Raw genomic sequence first — 15,142 nt, forward strand, 5'->3', positions numbered from 1 at the left:
GGACTGCGGCGCCATTTACGCGCTGCGCTTCAGCAGTTCGGCGAACTTGGCCGACGCCAGCGCTTCGGAAAAATAGAATCCTTGCGCGTAATCGCAACTGATGCTGCGCAGCTGTTCAGCTTGCCCCGCACTTTCAACGCACTCGGCAATCACTTTCACGCCCAGGCCGTGCGCGGCCACGATAATGCCGGCGGCCAGCGCGCGCGGCGCTTCCTGGTCGAGCCGGTGCACCAGCGACGGATCGATTTTCAGCCCGGTCAGCGGCACCATGGTCAGGCTGCTCATCGACGAGCGCCCCGTGCCGAAATCGTCCAGGCACAGCTGGACGCCGGCGGCCGTGAGCTGGCCAACCATGCTGCGCGTGTCGAGCAGCGCCGCTTCGGTGATTTCGAGGGCCACGGGGAAGGGCGCGCGCGCCAGCGTGGCGAGAATGGCTTCCCAGTGGGCGCCGTCGGCCAGGCCTGAGCCGGCCACGCGCGACTTGTTGATGCTGACCAGCAGTTGCGTGCCCCGCTGCGCGCGCCATTCCTGGGCGCGGGCCAGCGCGTCGGCCAGCACCCATTCGTCGATCGGGCCGGCCAGCCCGGCTTCTTCGGCCAGGCCAAAAAACTGCTCGGCGGCGAGCAATCCCAGTACCGGATGCTGCCAGCGCACCTGGGCTTCGGCGCCGATGATGAGGCCGTGCGTGAGCTCGACAATTGGCTGGTAATACACGCGCAACTGGCCCAGCGGCATGGCTTGGCGCAATTCGGCGATCAGCTTCATGCGCCCGTTGGCCGCAGCGCGCATCTCGGGCGTAAAAAAGGCGAAACTGCTGCGCCCGTCGTGCTTGACGGCATACATGGCCTTGTCGGCATGGCGCACCAGTTCTTCGGCGGTGATGGCGTCGCGCGGGTAGAGCGCAATGCCGATCGAGCCGGAGATGGTCACGCTGCGGGTGCCGAGCGTGAACGGGCGCGCCAGTTCGTCGAGGATGTTCTGGGCCAGGATGTCCACGTGCGGTAAATTGGTGATGTCGGTAAGCAAGGCGGTGAATTCGTCGCCGCCATAGCGGGCCACGGTGTCGGTGCCGCGCACGCAGCGACCGATCCGCTGCGCGCTCTGGCGCAGCAAGTCGTCGCCCGCTTCGTGGCCGAGGTCGTCGTTCACCTGCTTGAAGCCGTCCAGGTCGATGAATAGCAGCGCCAGCGGCAAGCCGATGCGTCCGGCGCGCTTGATTTCCTGGTCGAGCCGGTCGCCGAACAGGTAACGGTTGGGCAGGGCGGTCAGGTTGTCGTAGTGCGCGCTGATGCGGTTTTTATCTTCGGCTGCCTTACGCTCGGTGATGTCGCGCGCGCTGCCGGCCACGGCCTCGACCCCGCCCTGCTCGTCTTCGACCGGCGCGAGCAGGTATTCGTAGACGAGGTCGCGACCTTCGTGCTTGCGCAGTAGTTCGCCGCGTGCTGGCGCTCTTGTTTGCGCCGCCAGACGCACATCCCGCAAGAAGCCGGCGCTGCCCGCGCCGCGCGCAAACGGTTTGCCCGTCAGGGCGCTGAGCGGCGAGCCAAAGGCGTGCGCAAGGGCCGGGTTGCCGTAGATAAGCACGCCGTCGAGGCCGACAATGAAGCTCAGGTCGGGCGAGACCGACAGCAGCGCGTCGAACAGGCGTGTGCTGCGCGCCTTGTCGTCAGAAAAACCGGCCAGCGACTCGGTCAATGCCTGGTCGACGGCTTCATTAAAGCGTGTCAGCTCGATACAGCCTGGTCCGGCGACATCGCCGGGCGCTGCGCTCCAGCGACGTAGCACGCTAGCGCGCAGCGCCCTAAATTCGGAGACCGTATCGTTGACGCTAAAGCCGTCGAGCAGCCGGTTGGAGCCGTGAATTTTGGCTTCACTTGGGACCGGTCCTAACGGCCCCAGACCCTTTGATTTTTGTTCTTGCTGCACGTCGCTCTGGAGGTGATCAAGGTCGGCGGCGATGGCGGCCAAAATGCCCGCCGCGTGGTCACGCAAAACCGCAAGGTCGAAGTTGTGGGCTGATGGAACCTCGCGTGCGAAAGCAACCCAGTCTTCGAGAATGGCATCAATCTGTTCGTGGATGAAGCGCGCCAGCGTCATACCCGGTCCTTTTTCTGCTTGCCATTCACTTGGACACGCCAATACAGGATCGGTTCCGACGCCGATGGTAAGATCGCGCCATGCGAGCCACCAGGAAAGTCGCCATGCCGACCAGATTGAGTTTCGAGACAGGCCCGGTTCAGTTGTCACTCAGGCACAGCGCGGGAATCGAACACGCGCCGGCCATCACCGTCCAGATGCACGCCACGGGCGACGCGCAGATCTACACGGCCGACGCGCAAGCGCTGCACGATGCGCGCTGGGTGATGACGATCACCAGCGCGTGCACGCCGCAACCGTTTACGCTCAGCTACGCCGCCGCCGGCGAGCGCGCCCAATGCAGCGTCGCGGTGAACCAGTCGGCGCAGCGCTTTGCGCTGCTGCTCGAAATGTTCAAGGGCGGCGCCGCGTTTGAAATCCTGATCGACATCGAAGGCTTGATCGCGCTGTCCGACTACAGCCGGAAATGGGATACGCACGCGGTCCCGGTCCTTGCCGTGAGCAGTGTGTGTTTCGAATTTCCTTTGCCGCAAAGCGAGCATTAGCGCACGGATACTTGCGCGCGCATTATCGGTCAGTTCATCCCGGCTTGCTTGTAACTTGCGGTCAATTCGGGCAACAAAGGCGTGCTAGTTGGTCGCTGTTGTTTGGAGGCGAATTGCGAGCGATTATTAAAGTTTTGGAAGGAAACTTTCAAGTAACATATTCCAGGTTAGTGCTGTACAGCGCGCTTTCCGGCTCCGTCGCCGGGGGTTTTTCTGCGGTTCGCACGCATCCCGCGCAAAGGGGACAGGGATAACATGGATCAGATAGCGGCAGCAGCCGGTCCGCTCGACGCACAGCACGCGATCGCGGCCTTGCACCTTGAAAACCAGGTTCTGAAGGGCGTGCTGGCCGAACTTAACCGGCGCCTGCTGAACGAAGAGCAGCATCTGACCGACGCGCACGTTGAACTGAACTTGCTGCGCCAGGCTAACGAGCGCCTGGTGCGCTCGGCTTGCGACGCCGACCACGCGCGCGCCGCGACCGAGGCCGCAGCGCAGCGCCAGACGGAGTTTTTGTCGATGCTGGCCCATGAGCTGCGCAATCCCATGGCATCCATTGCCGTGGCCAACAGCGTCATGCGCACGCTGGTCATCGATCACCCGCGCCTGCCCAGGTTGCTGGCCATCGTGGAGCGCCAGGCGGCGCACCTGGTGCGCCTGGTCGACGACTTGCTCGACGCCTCCCGTATTACGACCGGCAAGATTTCGCTGCGCACTTGCCCGCTCAAGCTGCACGAGGTGATCGAGGGGGCGATCGACATTGCGCACAGTGCGTTGACCGCGCGCGAGCAAGCAGTGCAGGTTGAACTGCCGGCCGCGCCGCTGGCGCTCGAGGGCGACCCGGTGCGACTGGCGCAGTTGTTCTCCAACCTGCTGCTTAACGCGAGCAAATTTTCGGCGCCGCGCCAGGCCATCGTGGTGGCCGCCTCGCTGCGCGGGGACGGCGTGGCGGTGGCCGTGCGCGACCAGGGAAAAGGCATCGCCCGCGAAGACCAGCCGCATATTTTTGATCTGTTCGAGCAGGGCCGCGACGAGCGCACCCACGCCTGGTCGGGTGGGCTGGGCATCGGCCTGACGCTGGTGCGTTCGATCGCCCAACTGCATGGCGGCTCGGTGCGGGTCGACAGTGCCGGGGCCGGCTGCGGCAGCCAGTTTACGGTCGTGCTGCCGCTGCGCGCGCCAGGCCCGCGATGAGGCGCTGCGATGAGGTTTACCCTGGCGCTGCAGCGCGCACAGGGGAACGACAACCTGGGACGAAGTGGTATGATGCGACAGCGGCGTGATTGCGGTCGTCGCCTCGACAAACATTGGCTGGCACGACCACTACCTATTTATTCTCACCTCTGCAGGTCCTATGGCGACAGACGAAGAACTACCGCGCGCGATCATCGAACGCGTCCTTTCCGGCAGCCCGGATGGGAGCGTCGATGTCAGCATCGAACTACTCCAGACGCTGGCCAACGCATTGTCGAATATCATCGGCGAAGACGGCTTCGAGTCGCTGTTGTATCGCACCGCAAAACGCGTGGGACGCGATTTTCCGTGGATGCAATTCGACCCGCGCGCCCGTCCGGCCGACCCGGAATTCGAACTGTTCCGGCTGTGCTTTGCGGGCCAGGAACCGGAGCGGGTACGGGCCGCCAGCATCCTATTATTTGGCACCTTGGTCGACATCCTGACCGTGCTGGTCGGATCGCACATGACGAAGTTGATTTTGAAGTCCGCACTCGGCCGCGCGCGCGGAGGCGTAATTAGCAAGGAACAGCACGATGGATAAGCGGGTAGAAATCAAACGTTTGGCAACCGGCGTGCAAGGCTTCGATGAACTGTTGGGCGGCGGCGTTCCCGAGTTTTCCTTTAACCTGATCGCCGGCACGCCCGGCAGCGGCAAGACCACGCTGGCCCACCAGATGATGTTTGCCATGGCCAACCCGCAGTCGCGCGCGATCTTTTTTACCGTGCTCGGCGAGCCGCCCCTGAAAATGCTGCGCTACCAGCAGCAATTCAAGTTTTTTGACTTCGACAAGATCGACAGCGCGATCAAGTTCGTCAACCTGGCCTCGGACATGGTCGATGGCGACTTTGAACGCGTGCTTGCGCGCATTGCCGACGAAGTCCAGGAGTTCGAGCCGAGCCTGGTGTTCGTCGATTCGTTCCGTTCGGTGGCGCAGTCGGCACCGTCCAACGACCATGGCGCTGCCGGCCTGCAGTACTTTGTGCAGCAGTTGGGCATGCAGATGACGAGCTGGCAGGCGACCACGTTCTTGATCGGCGAATACCTGCAGCCCGAAGCTGAATCGGGACCCGTATTTACCGTGGCCGACGGCATCGTGTGGCTGTCGCAGCTGGTGCGCGGCGATTCGATGGTGCGCAAGATGCAAGTGGTGAAAATGCGGGGTGGCTCGCAACGGCTGGGCTCGCATACCTTTCGCATCGACGACACCGGGGTCGAGGTGTTCCCGCGCGCAATGATGCAGGAACCGGACTCGGAGCGGCCCGGCTTTGGCGCCGACAAGCGCCTGTCGCTGGGCGTGCCCGAGCTGAACGAGATGATGGGCGGCGGGGTGCCGCAAGGCTATTCGGTGCTGCTGGTGGGGCCGTCCGGTTCCGGCAAAACAGTACTCACCACCGAATTTTTGGCCGAAGGGGCGCGCCTGGGCGAAACGGGCGTCATCGCCGCATTTGAAAAGAGTCCGAACCAGCTGCTCAGCTTAAAGCTCAACCGGCTGGTCGAGTCTGGCGCGGTGGGCATCATCAATACCCGCACGCTGGATTTGTCGATTGACGAGATCCTGCACGACCTGGTGGCCATGATCAAGGAAAAAAAGGCGACGCGGGTGGTAATCGATTCCCTGTCCGGCTTTGAGCTGGCGCTGTCGTCCATTTTCCGCGACAACTTCCGCGAGTCGCTGTACCGGCTGGTGGCGGTGCTGACCGGGATGGGGGCCACCGTCCTCATGACGGCCGAGCTGGAAGACCGCTACACCGTGCTGCAATTTAGCTCGTACGGCAATGCGTTCCTGGCCGACGCCATCATCATGCAGCGCTACATTGAACTGGACGGCCAGTTCAAGCGGGTCGTTTCCGTGGTCAAGGTGCGCGGTAGCGCGCACAGCAAGGACGTGCGCTTTTTCGATATCAACGGCGAGCACATCACCATCGGGCGGCGCTTGACAGGCTTCTCCGGCATCCTGTCGGGCCAGCCCGTGCGCAGCCGGCGCGCCGCGCGCACGCGCAAGAATTTGTACCTGTCGCGCTGAGGTGCAGCCGCGCAGGCAACGCTGTGGGAACGCCGCGGCGGGGCGCGGCGCCGCAAGGTGATAAACTGCGCCCCTGCCATTTACCCATCAAGATCATGACCACGCCGAACAAGCCTGCACCAACCAAACGCGCCCTGGCGCGCTCCCAGAAAGAAAAAGTCGCCAATCCATTCCTGGACGGCGAACTGTATGCCCGCATGCGCGACTATACGGAGCGTGATGCGGCCATCATCAAGGAGCTCAAGGCGATCGCCGCCCGCGGGGCCGGCAAGCTGGCGCCAGATCCGCGCCATGCGCCGTCGCTGGCGGCAATCCGCCCGCTCGTCAAGAAAGGCATCACGCTGGCCGACATGCTCGCCCGGATCACGGCGGGCACCGAAAAGGCCTTGTGGGAACCGTGGCTGGGCGCTTTCGGCTTTGAGCTGCTGTCGGTGAACTACACCGGTTCGCCGCGCAATGCCATGATCGCCATCGACCTGGGCGCCACGTCCAAGGCGGCGCCCGTGTTTTCCAAGCTGGGCGTGTACAACTGGCGCAGCCTGGTGGCCGAGGATTGTACCGAGCTCCACACCGAGAAGGCGACCGAGACGAGCGCCTTCAAGGTGGTGGCGGTATACCGCCTCGATGCGCCGGTGAAGCAGGCGACGGGACCGGCCGGTACGGAATAGGCTTCCCTCACGCCCCCCTCACGCCGCTACGGCCGGGCCGCTTCAAGCGTTCCAGCGTGCTTTCGCCCGCCGTTTGGAACTGACTGGCGGATGGCGTCGATCTCGGCCGCCTGGTCGAGCGGATTTGCGTGCATTAGCCGTTGCCAGCGCCTGCACGGCTCTTTTTGCCTGGGAATCAAAATCGGCCAAACGCCGGCTGAGCGCATCTAAAATTTTCTGTAACTCTTCCATGTAGGCGCAGCGTGTCGGCCAACTGCTCACGCCAAAGCGTGTCGTCGTGTTCGCCCAGGCCGGCGCCCGGGACCCTACCTTTTGAAGGAATAATTGGCGCTGGTGGAGGCTAGGGCGCGGCGCAGGATGTGCCGCACACGCCAGCACAGCCAAGCCAGCAGCGCCAGCAAGGCCAGCCAGGGCAAGAGAGGCAGCAGCATGCTGACGAACGGGGCCCGTTGCCCGGCCGTGTTCGGGGAGGCGGCGGAATCGCTGCTGCGGTGCGCATGCGCGCTCGACGTGGCGCGCCCGAGCAGAAAGCCGGTGACGACGTAGCCTGGTCCGCTTGACGCGCGCTGCACGAGAATGGGCGCGGGGGGCGGCATCGAAGTTGGCGCTGGCGGCGGGGCAGTGCATGCGTGCTCGGCGGCGCGCCGGCCTTGCGGTTGTGTGCGTGCGCTGCCACTTGTCGCGACCGCTCTTTGAGAGGAAGATCCGCTCTTGAACGAACGCGCCGACGAAGCCTTGGCTGACGCCTCGGACATGGCGGGCAGCAGCGTGGCCAGCAGCAGGGCAAAAAGAGTGGACTTCATGGTTGTTCTTAAGTAGAAGTAAAAGTTGAGAGAAGAATAATCGTACGTATGGTGCGCTGCACCGGTAAAAAAGGAACAGATTCACCATGACTCGCAGATATATGGACATGAACCAGCACGACGCCCTGTACACCGTGGCGCGCCGTTATCCGGGCGGGCTGGAAGCGCTGGCGGTCACCATCGGCATCTCCGCCAACGTGCTGCGCAACAAGCTGTCGCCGACGATTTCGTCGCACTACCCGTCGTTTGAAGAGGTATCCGTCATCGTCGAGCACTGTCACAAGGCGGGCGTGGAGGATGCGCACTTGCCGCTGCACGCGATGCTGATGCGTCACGGGATGGCCGCGTTCCTGGTGCCGCAGCCCGACTGCGTGGGACGCGACGACCTGTCGCAGACGGTATGCAGGGTAATGAGCGAGGTGGGCGCGGTGGCCGAGGCGGTCTCGGGCGCGTTAAGAGATGGCGTGGTGACGATCGCCGAAGCTGACCTGATCGAGCGCGAGTTTCACTCGGCGCTGTCGGCAATGGGCGCGTGGCGCGCGCGCCTGAAGATGCAAGCCGAGTCGCGCCCCTAAAGCCGCCCCCGTTCCAAAGGGTGGTTGTCGCCGGAATTTGGCGCTTAGCGCGCTTGCGGCTGGGGGGCGCGCGATGGGCGCAGCGAATTGAGAAACAGGCCCAGGCCGCCGAAGGCAAGCGTCAGGATGACCAGCAGTTCGAACGCGGTCATCGTGCGTAAATTCAGGCTGACCGAGGAAATGACGCCGAACACCAAGGCACCGAACGAGGCGATGCCAATCAGCCAGCCCAGGTAGCTGCGGGCGTTGTAAAACACCATGCCGATGCCGATGATCAGGGGAATCAGGATCATGCCGCCGGTCAGCCCCATCGCGCCCGAGCCGAACAGGCGCGTGCCCAGACCGAAATTCGAACTGACGACAATGCCGTTGAGCAAAAGGTAAAAACCTCCGCACATCATGATCAGGCCGAGTAAAAATTTGCCGATGCCACCGCTGGTCCCGCCTGCTCCGTTCATGCTCGATTCTCCTGCCGGGTGAATGAATAATGCCGACACTATAGCAAACAATATTATGGGCTTAGCATCGATTTTTGGGCTTTGCGGCGGTAATCGGCAGCCACAATTGCCGTCGCATCCGAGCCGGCCGGCTGCGATGCGACCGCATGGCGGAGTAAGCGGCTTGCTGCTGCGCACTTGACAAGCCTTCAGCAATTTGAAACCATGTGGGCCATGACGAATCAAAATCCACATCGTACGAGCCGTAACTGGTGGCGCCGCCCTTAACGCGGAGCCAGTGAATAGCCACGAGATGTTCATCAACGCCGCCCCGACCATGCGGCGGTTTTTTCGCCTGCACGGTGGGCTCCGGCTCAGACTACAGGTACCCCATGACCCGCGCCACGCTCCCCATTATCCTGACCGGCGACCGCCCGACCGGCCCGCTCCACCTCGGCCATTTTGTCGGCAGCCTGCGCAACCGCGTGGCCTACCAGCACGACTATCGCCAGTTCATCATGCTCGCCGATGCCCAGGCCTTGACCGACAATATGGAAGACACCGGCAAGGTGCACCGCAATGTGCTCGAAGTGGCGCTGGACTACTTGGCGGTGGGCATCGACCCCGCTATCTCCACGATCCTGATCCAGTCGCAGATACCGGAGCTGGCCGAACTGACTTTTTATTACCTGAACCTGGTGACGGTGGCGCGCCTGGAGCGCAATCCGACGGTGAAGGAAGAAATTCGCCTGCGCGGTTTCGAGCGCGATATTCCCGCCGGCTTTTTGACTTACCCGGCCAGCCAGGCGGCCGACATTACCGCCTTCAAGGCAACCCTGGTGCCGGTGGGCGACGACCAGGTGCCGATGATCGAGCAAACCAATGAGATCGTCCGCAAATTCAACCGCCTGGCGCAGCGCGAGATCCTGGTCGAGGCCAAGGCCCTGGTGCCTGCACTCGGACGCCTGCCTGGCATCGACGGCAAGGCCAAGATGAGCAAGTCGCTCGGCAATACGATTAACCTCGGCGCCAGCGCCGATGAGATCCGCGCGGCGGTCAAGCAGGTGTACACCGATCCGCTGCATCTGCGGGTGGACGACCCGGGCCATTTGGAGGGCAACGTCGCGTTTATCTACCTCGATGCCTTTGACCCGGACCAGGAAGGGCTCGCCGGACTCAAGGAGCGCTATGTGCGCGGCGGCGTGGGCGACAGCCTGGTCAAAAAGCGCCTGGAAGGCGTGCTGCAAGAGATGCTGGCGCCAGTCCGCGCGCGCCGCGAAGCATTTGCCCAAGATCCCGGTGCGGTCATGCAGATGCTCAAGGATGGCACCTTCAAGGCGCGCGACGTTGCTGCCAGGACTGCCGACGAGGTGAGGGCGGCGCTCGGCCTGCGCTACTTTTAAGACCAGGCCGCGCGCATTTCAGGGCGCGAACGCGTGCGCATGCGCGGCCTCGCAATGGATGGCGGTCGTGTCAAATACCGGGATGTCAACGTCGGCCTGGCTGATAAGCAGAGGTATTTCGGTGCAGCCCAAGATGACGCCTTGCGCTCCCGCGGCGGCCAGTTTGCCAATGATCTGCTGGAAAACGCGCCGGCTGGCTGCCGTGATACGGTGGTGAACGAGCTCTGCGTAAATGATTTCATGCAGTTTGTCCTGGTCGCCAGCATCGGGCGTGACGATGTCGATGCCGCGCGCGGCCAAAGCGGCATGATAAAACGTTCCGGACATGGTCTGCCGCACGCCCAGCAAAGCGACTTTGCGCAGGCCCGACGCCTGCACCCGCTTGGCGGTCTCGTCCACGATGCTGATGAAGGGCAGTGCCGCCTGCGCCACGACGGTCGGCGCGAAGCGGTGCGCACCGTTGGCGCATAGCAGGAAAAAATCGGCGCCGGCCGCCTTGAGGCGTTGCGTCTGTTCAATCAGAAATTGCTCGATTGCGTGCGGCGTGGCCTCGCCCGCGCGCGACGTAAAGTCGAACTGGTTCATGCTCAGCACGACGAGGCGGGCGCTGTGCGCGTCGCCCATGCGTTCAGCCGTCATGGCGTTGAGGATGCGGTAATACTGCGCCGTTGAAGCCCAGCCAATGCCTCCGAGCAGGCCGATCGTTTTGGTCTGCATGCTGCCGTCCGTAGGAAAACAAGTATTAGGCCACACACCATGCAGTTTCAGCAAGCCATTGCCACGCTCAGCGCGCGTCCCTGTCGTCGTGCCGCTGCAGCAAGTAGTATCCCGTTCCCGCGATGGCGGCGACAATGGCCGCCTTGCGCACCAGACCGGCCTTGTTATGCTGCCACTCGGCCTTGATGCTCATCTCCGCGAGCAGGTTGGGAAGGTGACCTCGTCCCAGGTCCTGGCCGATACCTTCGATCACGTTGACGCGGTCGGCCAGCAACAGCAGCAACCAGTGGCGAATATCGTTTTCGGTCAACTTGTAAGCAAAACGACGCATCAGGCGGGATAGCCCGCTGGGCGGGACGCTGGTGCCGAAAAGAGGCGTCAGGCCGGGCCGCTCCGGGGAGACGAACACTTCAATGTTCCGCTGTTGCTGTTCCGGCTGCTCCCGGTGCTTGCCATCATGGACGCGGGGCGGCGTGCGCTCCATGGGCACGCCGGGACGGTCTTTGCGGTCGAGGTCGGCTCCCCAGCCGGGGATGGCTTCGAGTTCGGCGCGCGAACGGCGGGTGGGGTGGGTATGGCCGATGTGTGCGTTGGGATTGTCCATGCGAGCCTCCGTTAGTGCAGTGTGCCGCCCGCCTTCAGCGTCTCGCGCAGGGGCGGAGTGACGAGGATGGTCTTGATGCAGTTGTCGAGCTTGCTCGAGAACATGTGATAGGCGTCGGCCACTTCCTCCAGCGGCACGCGGTGCGTGATGACCACGATGAACACATTGCCGCCCTTGCGCACCGAATTGATGGCCCAGTGCAGGGCGGTGGCGGCGCCGGCCTGCAGCTTGAGGTAACGCCCGCTGAGCGTTTGCGCCGCGCTGCCCGACGCCTCGCAGCCGACGGCGTCGATGCACACGTCGGCGCCCAGCCAGTCCGTCATCTTCTTGATGTGCAATGCCATGTCGCGCACGTCCTTGAAGTTGACGACCTCGCACTGCGCAAACTTGCGCACGAAGTCGAGCCGGTACTCGACATGGTCAACGACGATGACGCGCCCGGCGCCCATCAGCCAGGCTGACTTTGCGGCGAAGATGCCGACCGGACCGGCGCCGAACACGACGACCGTGTCGCCCTCGGCGATGTCGCCCATTTCGGCTGCCTGATAACCGGTGGGCAGCGCATCGGTGAGCATCACGGCGTCGTCGTCGTCGATATCGTCGGGAATGAGGATGGGGCCGACGTCGGCCATGGGCACGCGCACCAGCTCGGCCTGGCCGCCGTCGTAACCGCCGGCCATGTGCGAGTAGCCGTAGATGGCGCCCACGGCGCTGGCCTCGGGATTGGTGTTGTGGCAGTTGCCGTAGAGTTCACGATCGCAGAAAAAGCACGCTCCGCAAAAGATATTGAAGGGCACCAACACGCGGTCGCCGACCTTGAGCGACGTGACCGATGGGCCAAGTTCTTCGATGACGCCGGTAAATTCATGGCCGAAGGTGGTCCCGACCCTGGTGTCGGGCACCAGGCCATGGTACAGGTGCAGGTCGGAGCCGCAGATGCACGAGCGCGTGACGCGCACGATGGCGTCGTTCGGATGCTCGATGACCGGGTCGGGTTTTAGTGTTGCGCGCACGCGGTAGGGGCCGCGGTAATCCATGGCGATCATAGTTCCCCCGTAGTTGATGAACCTGCTGTGAGATTGCAGCTCCTTATCTACAGCTCAATACCTGCAGCCCAATATCTGAAGCTCATTACTTGCAGCCCAATACTTGCAGCTCAATAAGCGGCACCAGCGGGCCGCATGCACTCAACATAGGGGAAGGGTAAAACAATAGCGATAGGCGCACAGAAAAAATGGCGGGTTTTTCCGCCATTTGGTGCCGCCAGTCAGCATCGCGCCCGATTTATTCCTTGGGCGCCTCATGCGGCAGCACGTTGAGAATTTCCTGCAGCAAGTTCTGGGCCGAAACAATGCCCTTCAGGCGCCCGAATTCGGTCACGGAAATATGTTCAATTTTGTTTTCGGTCATCAGCTTGGCCACTTCTTCGACCGTGTCGGTCGGGCTCACTTCGAACGTTTTGATGCGACTGATTTCCCAGGCCTGCACCGCCTTCGCATTTTTGCCTTCGGCATGAAAGGCAGCCAGCTCGGGCGCGCCCAGCATGCCGACGATGGCCCCGTTCGAGCCGACCACCGGGGCCGAGGCCAAGCCTTGCGCGGCAAAGATCTCCTCGACTTTCTCGATCGAATCTTCGGCGTGCACCGTCCACAGCGTCGCTTCCATGACCTGCGAGATTGGTTTGCCGACGGTGGACACCAGTTCAACGGCCACCGCCACTTCGGCCGCCGTGACTTGCTGATCGGATGCGGGAACGCTCGCCGCGAACGAGACCGTTTCAAATGCGATCTCGTTGGTGGAGGTCGGCAGCCGGTCCGGTTCGATATCGGGCAGGGGGGTAATGGTCACGGGTGGCTCCTCAAGTGCGATTTGTCATGGAGCTTAAGCCGGCACACCATGCCTGACTGTTCGTTAGCGTACGCAGCAACGCTGTGCTGTCGAATGAACACATTGCTCGGGAAGCAAGAAACTTACTTGCTGTTTCCAACGCGTACCAATAAGATAAGACACAGATCTTACACGGTAGGCTGGGTTTGACATTTCCTTGGAGTACGAGAATGAATATCCTGATCGCAGATGACGACGACGCCTCGATCCTGTTGCTAAAGGAGATGCTGACCAAATGGGGCCACGAGGTCGTGGTAGCCGATGATGGCGCCGCCGCCGCGCGCCTGCTGGCCGCGCCGGACGGTCCGCTGGTCGCCATTCTCGGCGCGCTGATGCGCGGGATGGATGGGATCGACGTCTGCCGCACGATCCGCGACAGCGTGCGGGAGCGGTATGTCTATATGATCTTGCTTGCCGCGCACACCGAAGCCGAGTCCGCCGTCGCGGCCATGGGCGCCGGCGCCGACGAGTACATCGCCAAGCCTTTCAGTGCGCAGGACGTGCTGGTACGGGTACGGGCCGGGCGCCGCATCGCCGAGCTGGAGCAGGAATTGCGTTACCGCGCCACGCGCGACGCGCTGACCGATATTTACAGTCGCGGTGCAATTATCGACCTGCTGCACAAGGAGGTCGCGCGCCAGGGACGCTCGCAGCATGCGGTGTCGATCATTTTTTGCGACCTGGACCATTTCAAGGACGTCAACGACACGCTTGGCCCCCTGGCCGGCGACGAGGTATTGCGCGAGGTGACGCGCCGCATGGGCGCCGGGTTGCGGCCCTATGACGCGCTGGGGCGCTACGGGGGCGAGGAGATGCTGTGCGTGCTGCCTGACTGCGACCTCGCCGGCGCGCTCGAAGTTGCCGAGCGAATGCGCGCGGCGGTGGCCGCCACGCCCGTCTCCACCCAGGCTGGCGCCGTTCCGATCACCGTGAGCATCGGCGTGGCGACCATGTCGCGCGACGAAGTCAGTTCGCTCACCGAGTTGCTGCAGCGCGCAGACAACGCCTTGTACCGGGCCAAGCAAAACGGGCGCAATTGCGTGACGATCGGCAGTTGAGCAGGCCTGTTGCGACAGTGTCCGCGCCGCTTCCATGCCGCGGCCCTCGCCGACAACGCACTTGATGTGCGCGCCGAGGGTTGCGAAAGGCGCGCACAAAAACTGGCGAGTCGGTCCCGTGCTTTTCTTCAACATGCACCGGATGGGAAGGACTGGTCCTACAGGATAGGCGGGGGTGCACCTATTTGCGCACAGTGGGCGTCCGGTTAAATTGGTCACGACGTCTACTAATCCCGACACGGAGATGCTGGGTGTCGGTTTCTATTTCGCACGGGCGTCGTGTGCAACTTTGCTATAAAGTACATAATGGAGCGCTTGCGATGGGGCGGGTCACACTGCGCCGCCTCGCAACGAGCTGACTGTTGAAGCTGCGCATTCTTAAACCTGATTGACCAGGAGGAACACTATGCTGTATCGAATCGTTACCCTGACCGCGCTCGCCTTGGGCGGTGCTCTGCTTGCGAAGCAAATGAAGCAATCACGTGGCGTTCAGTCCCCATCCAGCGTCGAGGAAGACATCGATGTCAATGTACCGGTGCGGGTCGCTTACGATCAGTTCACCCAGTTTGAAGAGTTCCCGCGCTTCATGGACAGCGTCCACGAAGTCAAGCAGCTCGACGACAAGCGCCTGCATTGGCACGCTTCGATCGCTGGCAAGGATATCGAATGGGATGCCGAGATCACCGAGCAGGTGCCCGACAAGCGCATTGCGTGGCGCAGCACGTCGGGCACGCCGAACGGTGGCAGCGTCACCTTCCGCAGCCTGTCGCGTTCGCGTACCCGGATCACGCTCGAAATGTATTACGAACCCCAGAATGGGATCGAAATGGTGGGCGATGCACTGGGCGCGGTGCGTGCCACGGCTCGCGGCAACCTGAAGAATTTCAAGGAAATGATCGAACTGCGCGGCCAGGAAACGGGCGCCTGGCGCGGTACGATCGCGCCGCAGCCCGAGGCCGGTACCAGCCACTAGTGTCCTGAGTTGAAAGTTCGTTGCTTATAAATGTTCCGAAATCGCCGAGAGACAAGGAACAAAAGCGGAGCAAGGCCGAGGCCTTGCGAGCATTTTTGACGCAGTATCGCGGCGA

General features: G+C 62.8%; 17 protein-coding genes. 9 read left to right on the forward strand and 8 right to left on the reverse strand.

Annotated features, from left to right (window positions below):
• Positions 1 to 15: 15 nt before the first annotated feature.
• On the reverse strand, positions 16 to 2,097 hold the full coding sequence (locus tag ACP7D4_RS16605; protein ID WP_426210173.1) for a putative bifunctional diguanylate cyclase/phosphodiesterase: 2,082 nt from the start codon (positions 2,095 to 2,097) through the stop codon (positions 16 to 18).
• A 104-nt stretch (positions 2,098 to 2,201) separates the two neighbouring features.
• Between ACP7D4_RS16605 and ACP7D4_RS16610 the strand changes: the two genes are divergently transcribed.
• The 5 genes from ACP7D4_RS16610 (at position 2,202) to ACP7D4_RS16630 (ending at position 6,570) form a co-directional block, all read left to right on the forward strand.
• On the forward strand, positions 2,202 to 2,642 hold the full coding sequence (locus ACP7D4_RS16610; protein WP_426210175.1) for a hypothetical protein: 441 nt from the start codon (positions 2,202 to 2,204) through the stop codon (positions 2,640 to 2,642).
• 255 nt (positions 2,643 to 2,897) lie between these two features.
• Positions 2,898 to 3,836: a sensor histidine kinase gene (locus ACP7D4_RS16615; protein WP_426210177.1), complete on the forward strand. Its 939-nt coding sequence runs from the start codon at positions 2,898 to 2,900 to the stop codon at positions 3,834 to 3,836.
• 85 nt (positions 3,837 to 3,921) lie between these two features.
• Positions 3,922 to 4,419, forward strand: a complete 498-nt coding sequence (locus ACP7D4_RS16620; RefSeq protein ID WP_426102107.1) for a hypothetical protein — start codon at positions 3,922 to 3,924, stop codon at positions 4,417 to 4,419.
• A complete protein-coding gene (locus tag ACP7D4_RS16625) occupies positions 4,412 to 5,902 on the forward strand; it encodes an ATPase domain-containing protein (protein ID WP_426102105.1) in 1,491 nt (496 codons plus the stop codon). The genes ACP7D4_RS16620 and ACP7D4_RS16625 overlap by 8 nt, the downstream gene beginning before the upstream one ends.
• 95 nt (positions 5,903 to 5,997) lie before the next feature.
• The gene (locus ACP7D4_RS16630) at positions 5,998 to 6,570 is read left to right on the forward strand and encodes a hypothetical protein (protein WP_426102103.1); all 573 of its coding nucleotides are present in this window, start codon (positions 5,998 to 6,000) and stop codon (positions 6,568 to 6,570) included.
• Between the two features lie 305 nt (positions 6,571 to 6,875).
• On the opposite strand, the gene ACP7D4_RS16635 is transcribed toward ACP7D4_RS16630, so the two are convergent.
• Positions 6,876 to 7,373: a hypothetical protein gene (locus ACP7D4_RS16635; RefSeq protein ID WP_426210178.1), complete on the reverse strand. Its 498-nt coding sequence runs from the start codon at positions 7,371 to 7,373 to the stop codon at positions 6,876 to 6,878.
• 86 nt (positions 7,374 to 7,459) lie between these two features.
• Between ACP7D4_RS16635 and ACP7D4_RS16640 the strand changes: the two genes are divergently transcribed.
• Positions 7,460 to 7,948, forward strand: coding sequence for a phage regulatory CII family protein (locus tag ACP7D4_RS16640; RefSeq protein WP_426102101.1), 489 nt, complete (start codon positions 7,460 to 7,462; stop codon positions 7,946 to 7,948).
• 44 nt (positions 7,949 to 7,992) lie between these two features.
• Here the strand turns inward: ACP7D4_RS16640 and ACP7D4_RS16645 are convergent, their stop codons facing one another.
• Together ACP7D4_RS16645 and ACP7D4_RS16650 are read right to left on the reverse strand one after the other, a co-directional pair.
• Positions 7,993 to 8,406: a hypothetical protein gene (locus tag ACP7D4_RS16645; RefSeq protein ID WP_426102099.1), complete on the reverse strand. Its 414-nt coding sequence runs from the start codon at positions 8,404 to 8,406 to the stop codon at positions 7,993 to 7,995.
• A gap of 61 nt (positions 8,407 to 8,467) precedes the next feature.
• Positions 8,468 to 8,746 carry a hypothetical protein gene (locus ACP7D4_RS16650; protein WP_426102097.1) on the reverse strand — a complete coding sequence of 93 codons (279 nt, stop codon included), beginning with the start codon at positions 8,744 to 8,746 and terminating at the stop codon, positions 8,468 to 8,470.
• 31 nt (positions 8,747 to 8,777) lie between these two features.
• Here ACP7D4_RS16650 and trpS point away from each other — a divergent pair, with 31 nt between their 5' ends.
• Positions 8,778 to 9,788 (forward strand): tryptophan--tRNA ligase, encoded by a 1,011-nt coding sequence (gene trpS / locus ACP7D4_RS16655; protein WP_426210180.1) that lies wholly within the window; start codon positions 8,778 to 8,780, stop codon positions 9,786 to 9,788.
• 18 nt (positions 9,789 to 9,806) lie between these two features.
• On the opposite strand, the gene ACP7D4_RS16660 is transcribed toward trpS, so the two are convergent.
• From ACP7D4_RS16660 to ACP7D4_RS16675, 4 genes are all read right to left on the reverse strand, one after another.
• Positions 9,807 to 10,505, reverse strand: a complete 699-nt coding sequence (locus ACP7D4_RS16660; RefSeq protein ID WP_426210182.1) for an aspartate/glutamate racemase family protein — start codon at positions 10,503 to 10,505, stop codon at positions 9,807 to 9,809.
• 67 nt (positions 10,506 to 10,572) lie between these two features.
• Positions 10,573 to 11,109 carry a hypothetical protein gene (locus ACP7D4_RS16665; protein ID WP_426210184.1) on the reverse strand — a complete coding sequence of 179 codons (537 nt, stop codon included), beginning with the start codon at positions 11,107 to 11,109 and terminating at the stop codon, positions 10,573 to 10,575.
• 11 nt (positions 11,110 to 11,120) lie between these two features.
• The gene (locus tag ACP7D4_RS16670) at positions 11,121 to 12,155 is read right to left on the reverse strand and encodes an alcohol dehydrogenase catalytic domain-containing protein (protein WP_426210186.1); all 1,035 of its coding nucleotides are present in this window, start codon (positions 12,153 to 12,155) and stop codon (positions 11,121 to 11,123) included.
• Positions 12,156 to 12,393: 238 nt separating this feature from the next.
• Positions 12,394 to 12,957, reverse strand: coding sequence for a CBS domain-containing protein (locus tag ACP7D4_RS16675; protein WP_426210188.1), 564 nt, complete (start codon positions 12,955 to 12,957; stop codon positions 12,394 to 12,396).
• Positions 12,958 to 13,166: 209 nt separating this feature from the next.
• Between ACP7D4_RS16675 and ACP7D4_RS16680 the strand changes: the two genes are divergently transcribed.
• Both ACP7D4_RS16680 and ACP7D4_RS16685 read left to right on the forward strand, forming a co-directional pair.
• The gene (locus ACP7D4_RS16680; protein ID WP_426210190.1) at positions 13,167 to 14,054 is read left to right on the forward strand and encodes a GGDEF domain-containing protein; all 888 of its coding nucleotides are present in this window, start codon (positions 13,167 to 13,169) and stop codon (positions 14,052 to 14,054) included.
• 406 nt (positions 14,055 to 14,460) lie between these two features.
• Entirely contained in the window at positions 14,461 to 15,027 is a 567-nt protein-coding gene (locus ACP7D4_RS16685) for an SRPBCC family protein (RefSeq protein WP_426210192.1), read from the forward strand.
• Positions 15,028 to 15,142 lie beyond the last annotated feature (115 nt).

Source organism: Massilia sp. TWP1-3-3, assembly GCF_049897805.1.
In the GTDB taxonomy this organism is placed as follows: Bacteria; Pseudomonadota; Gammaproteobacteria; order Burkholderiales; family Burkholderiaceae_D; genus Telluria_A.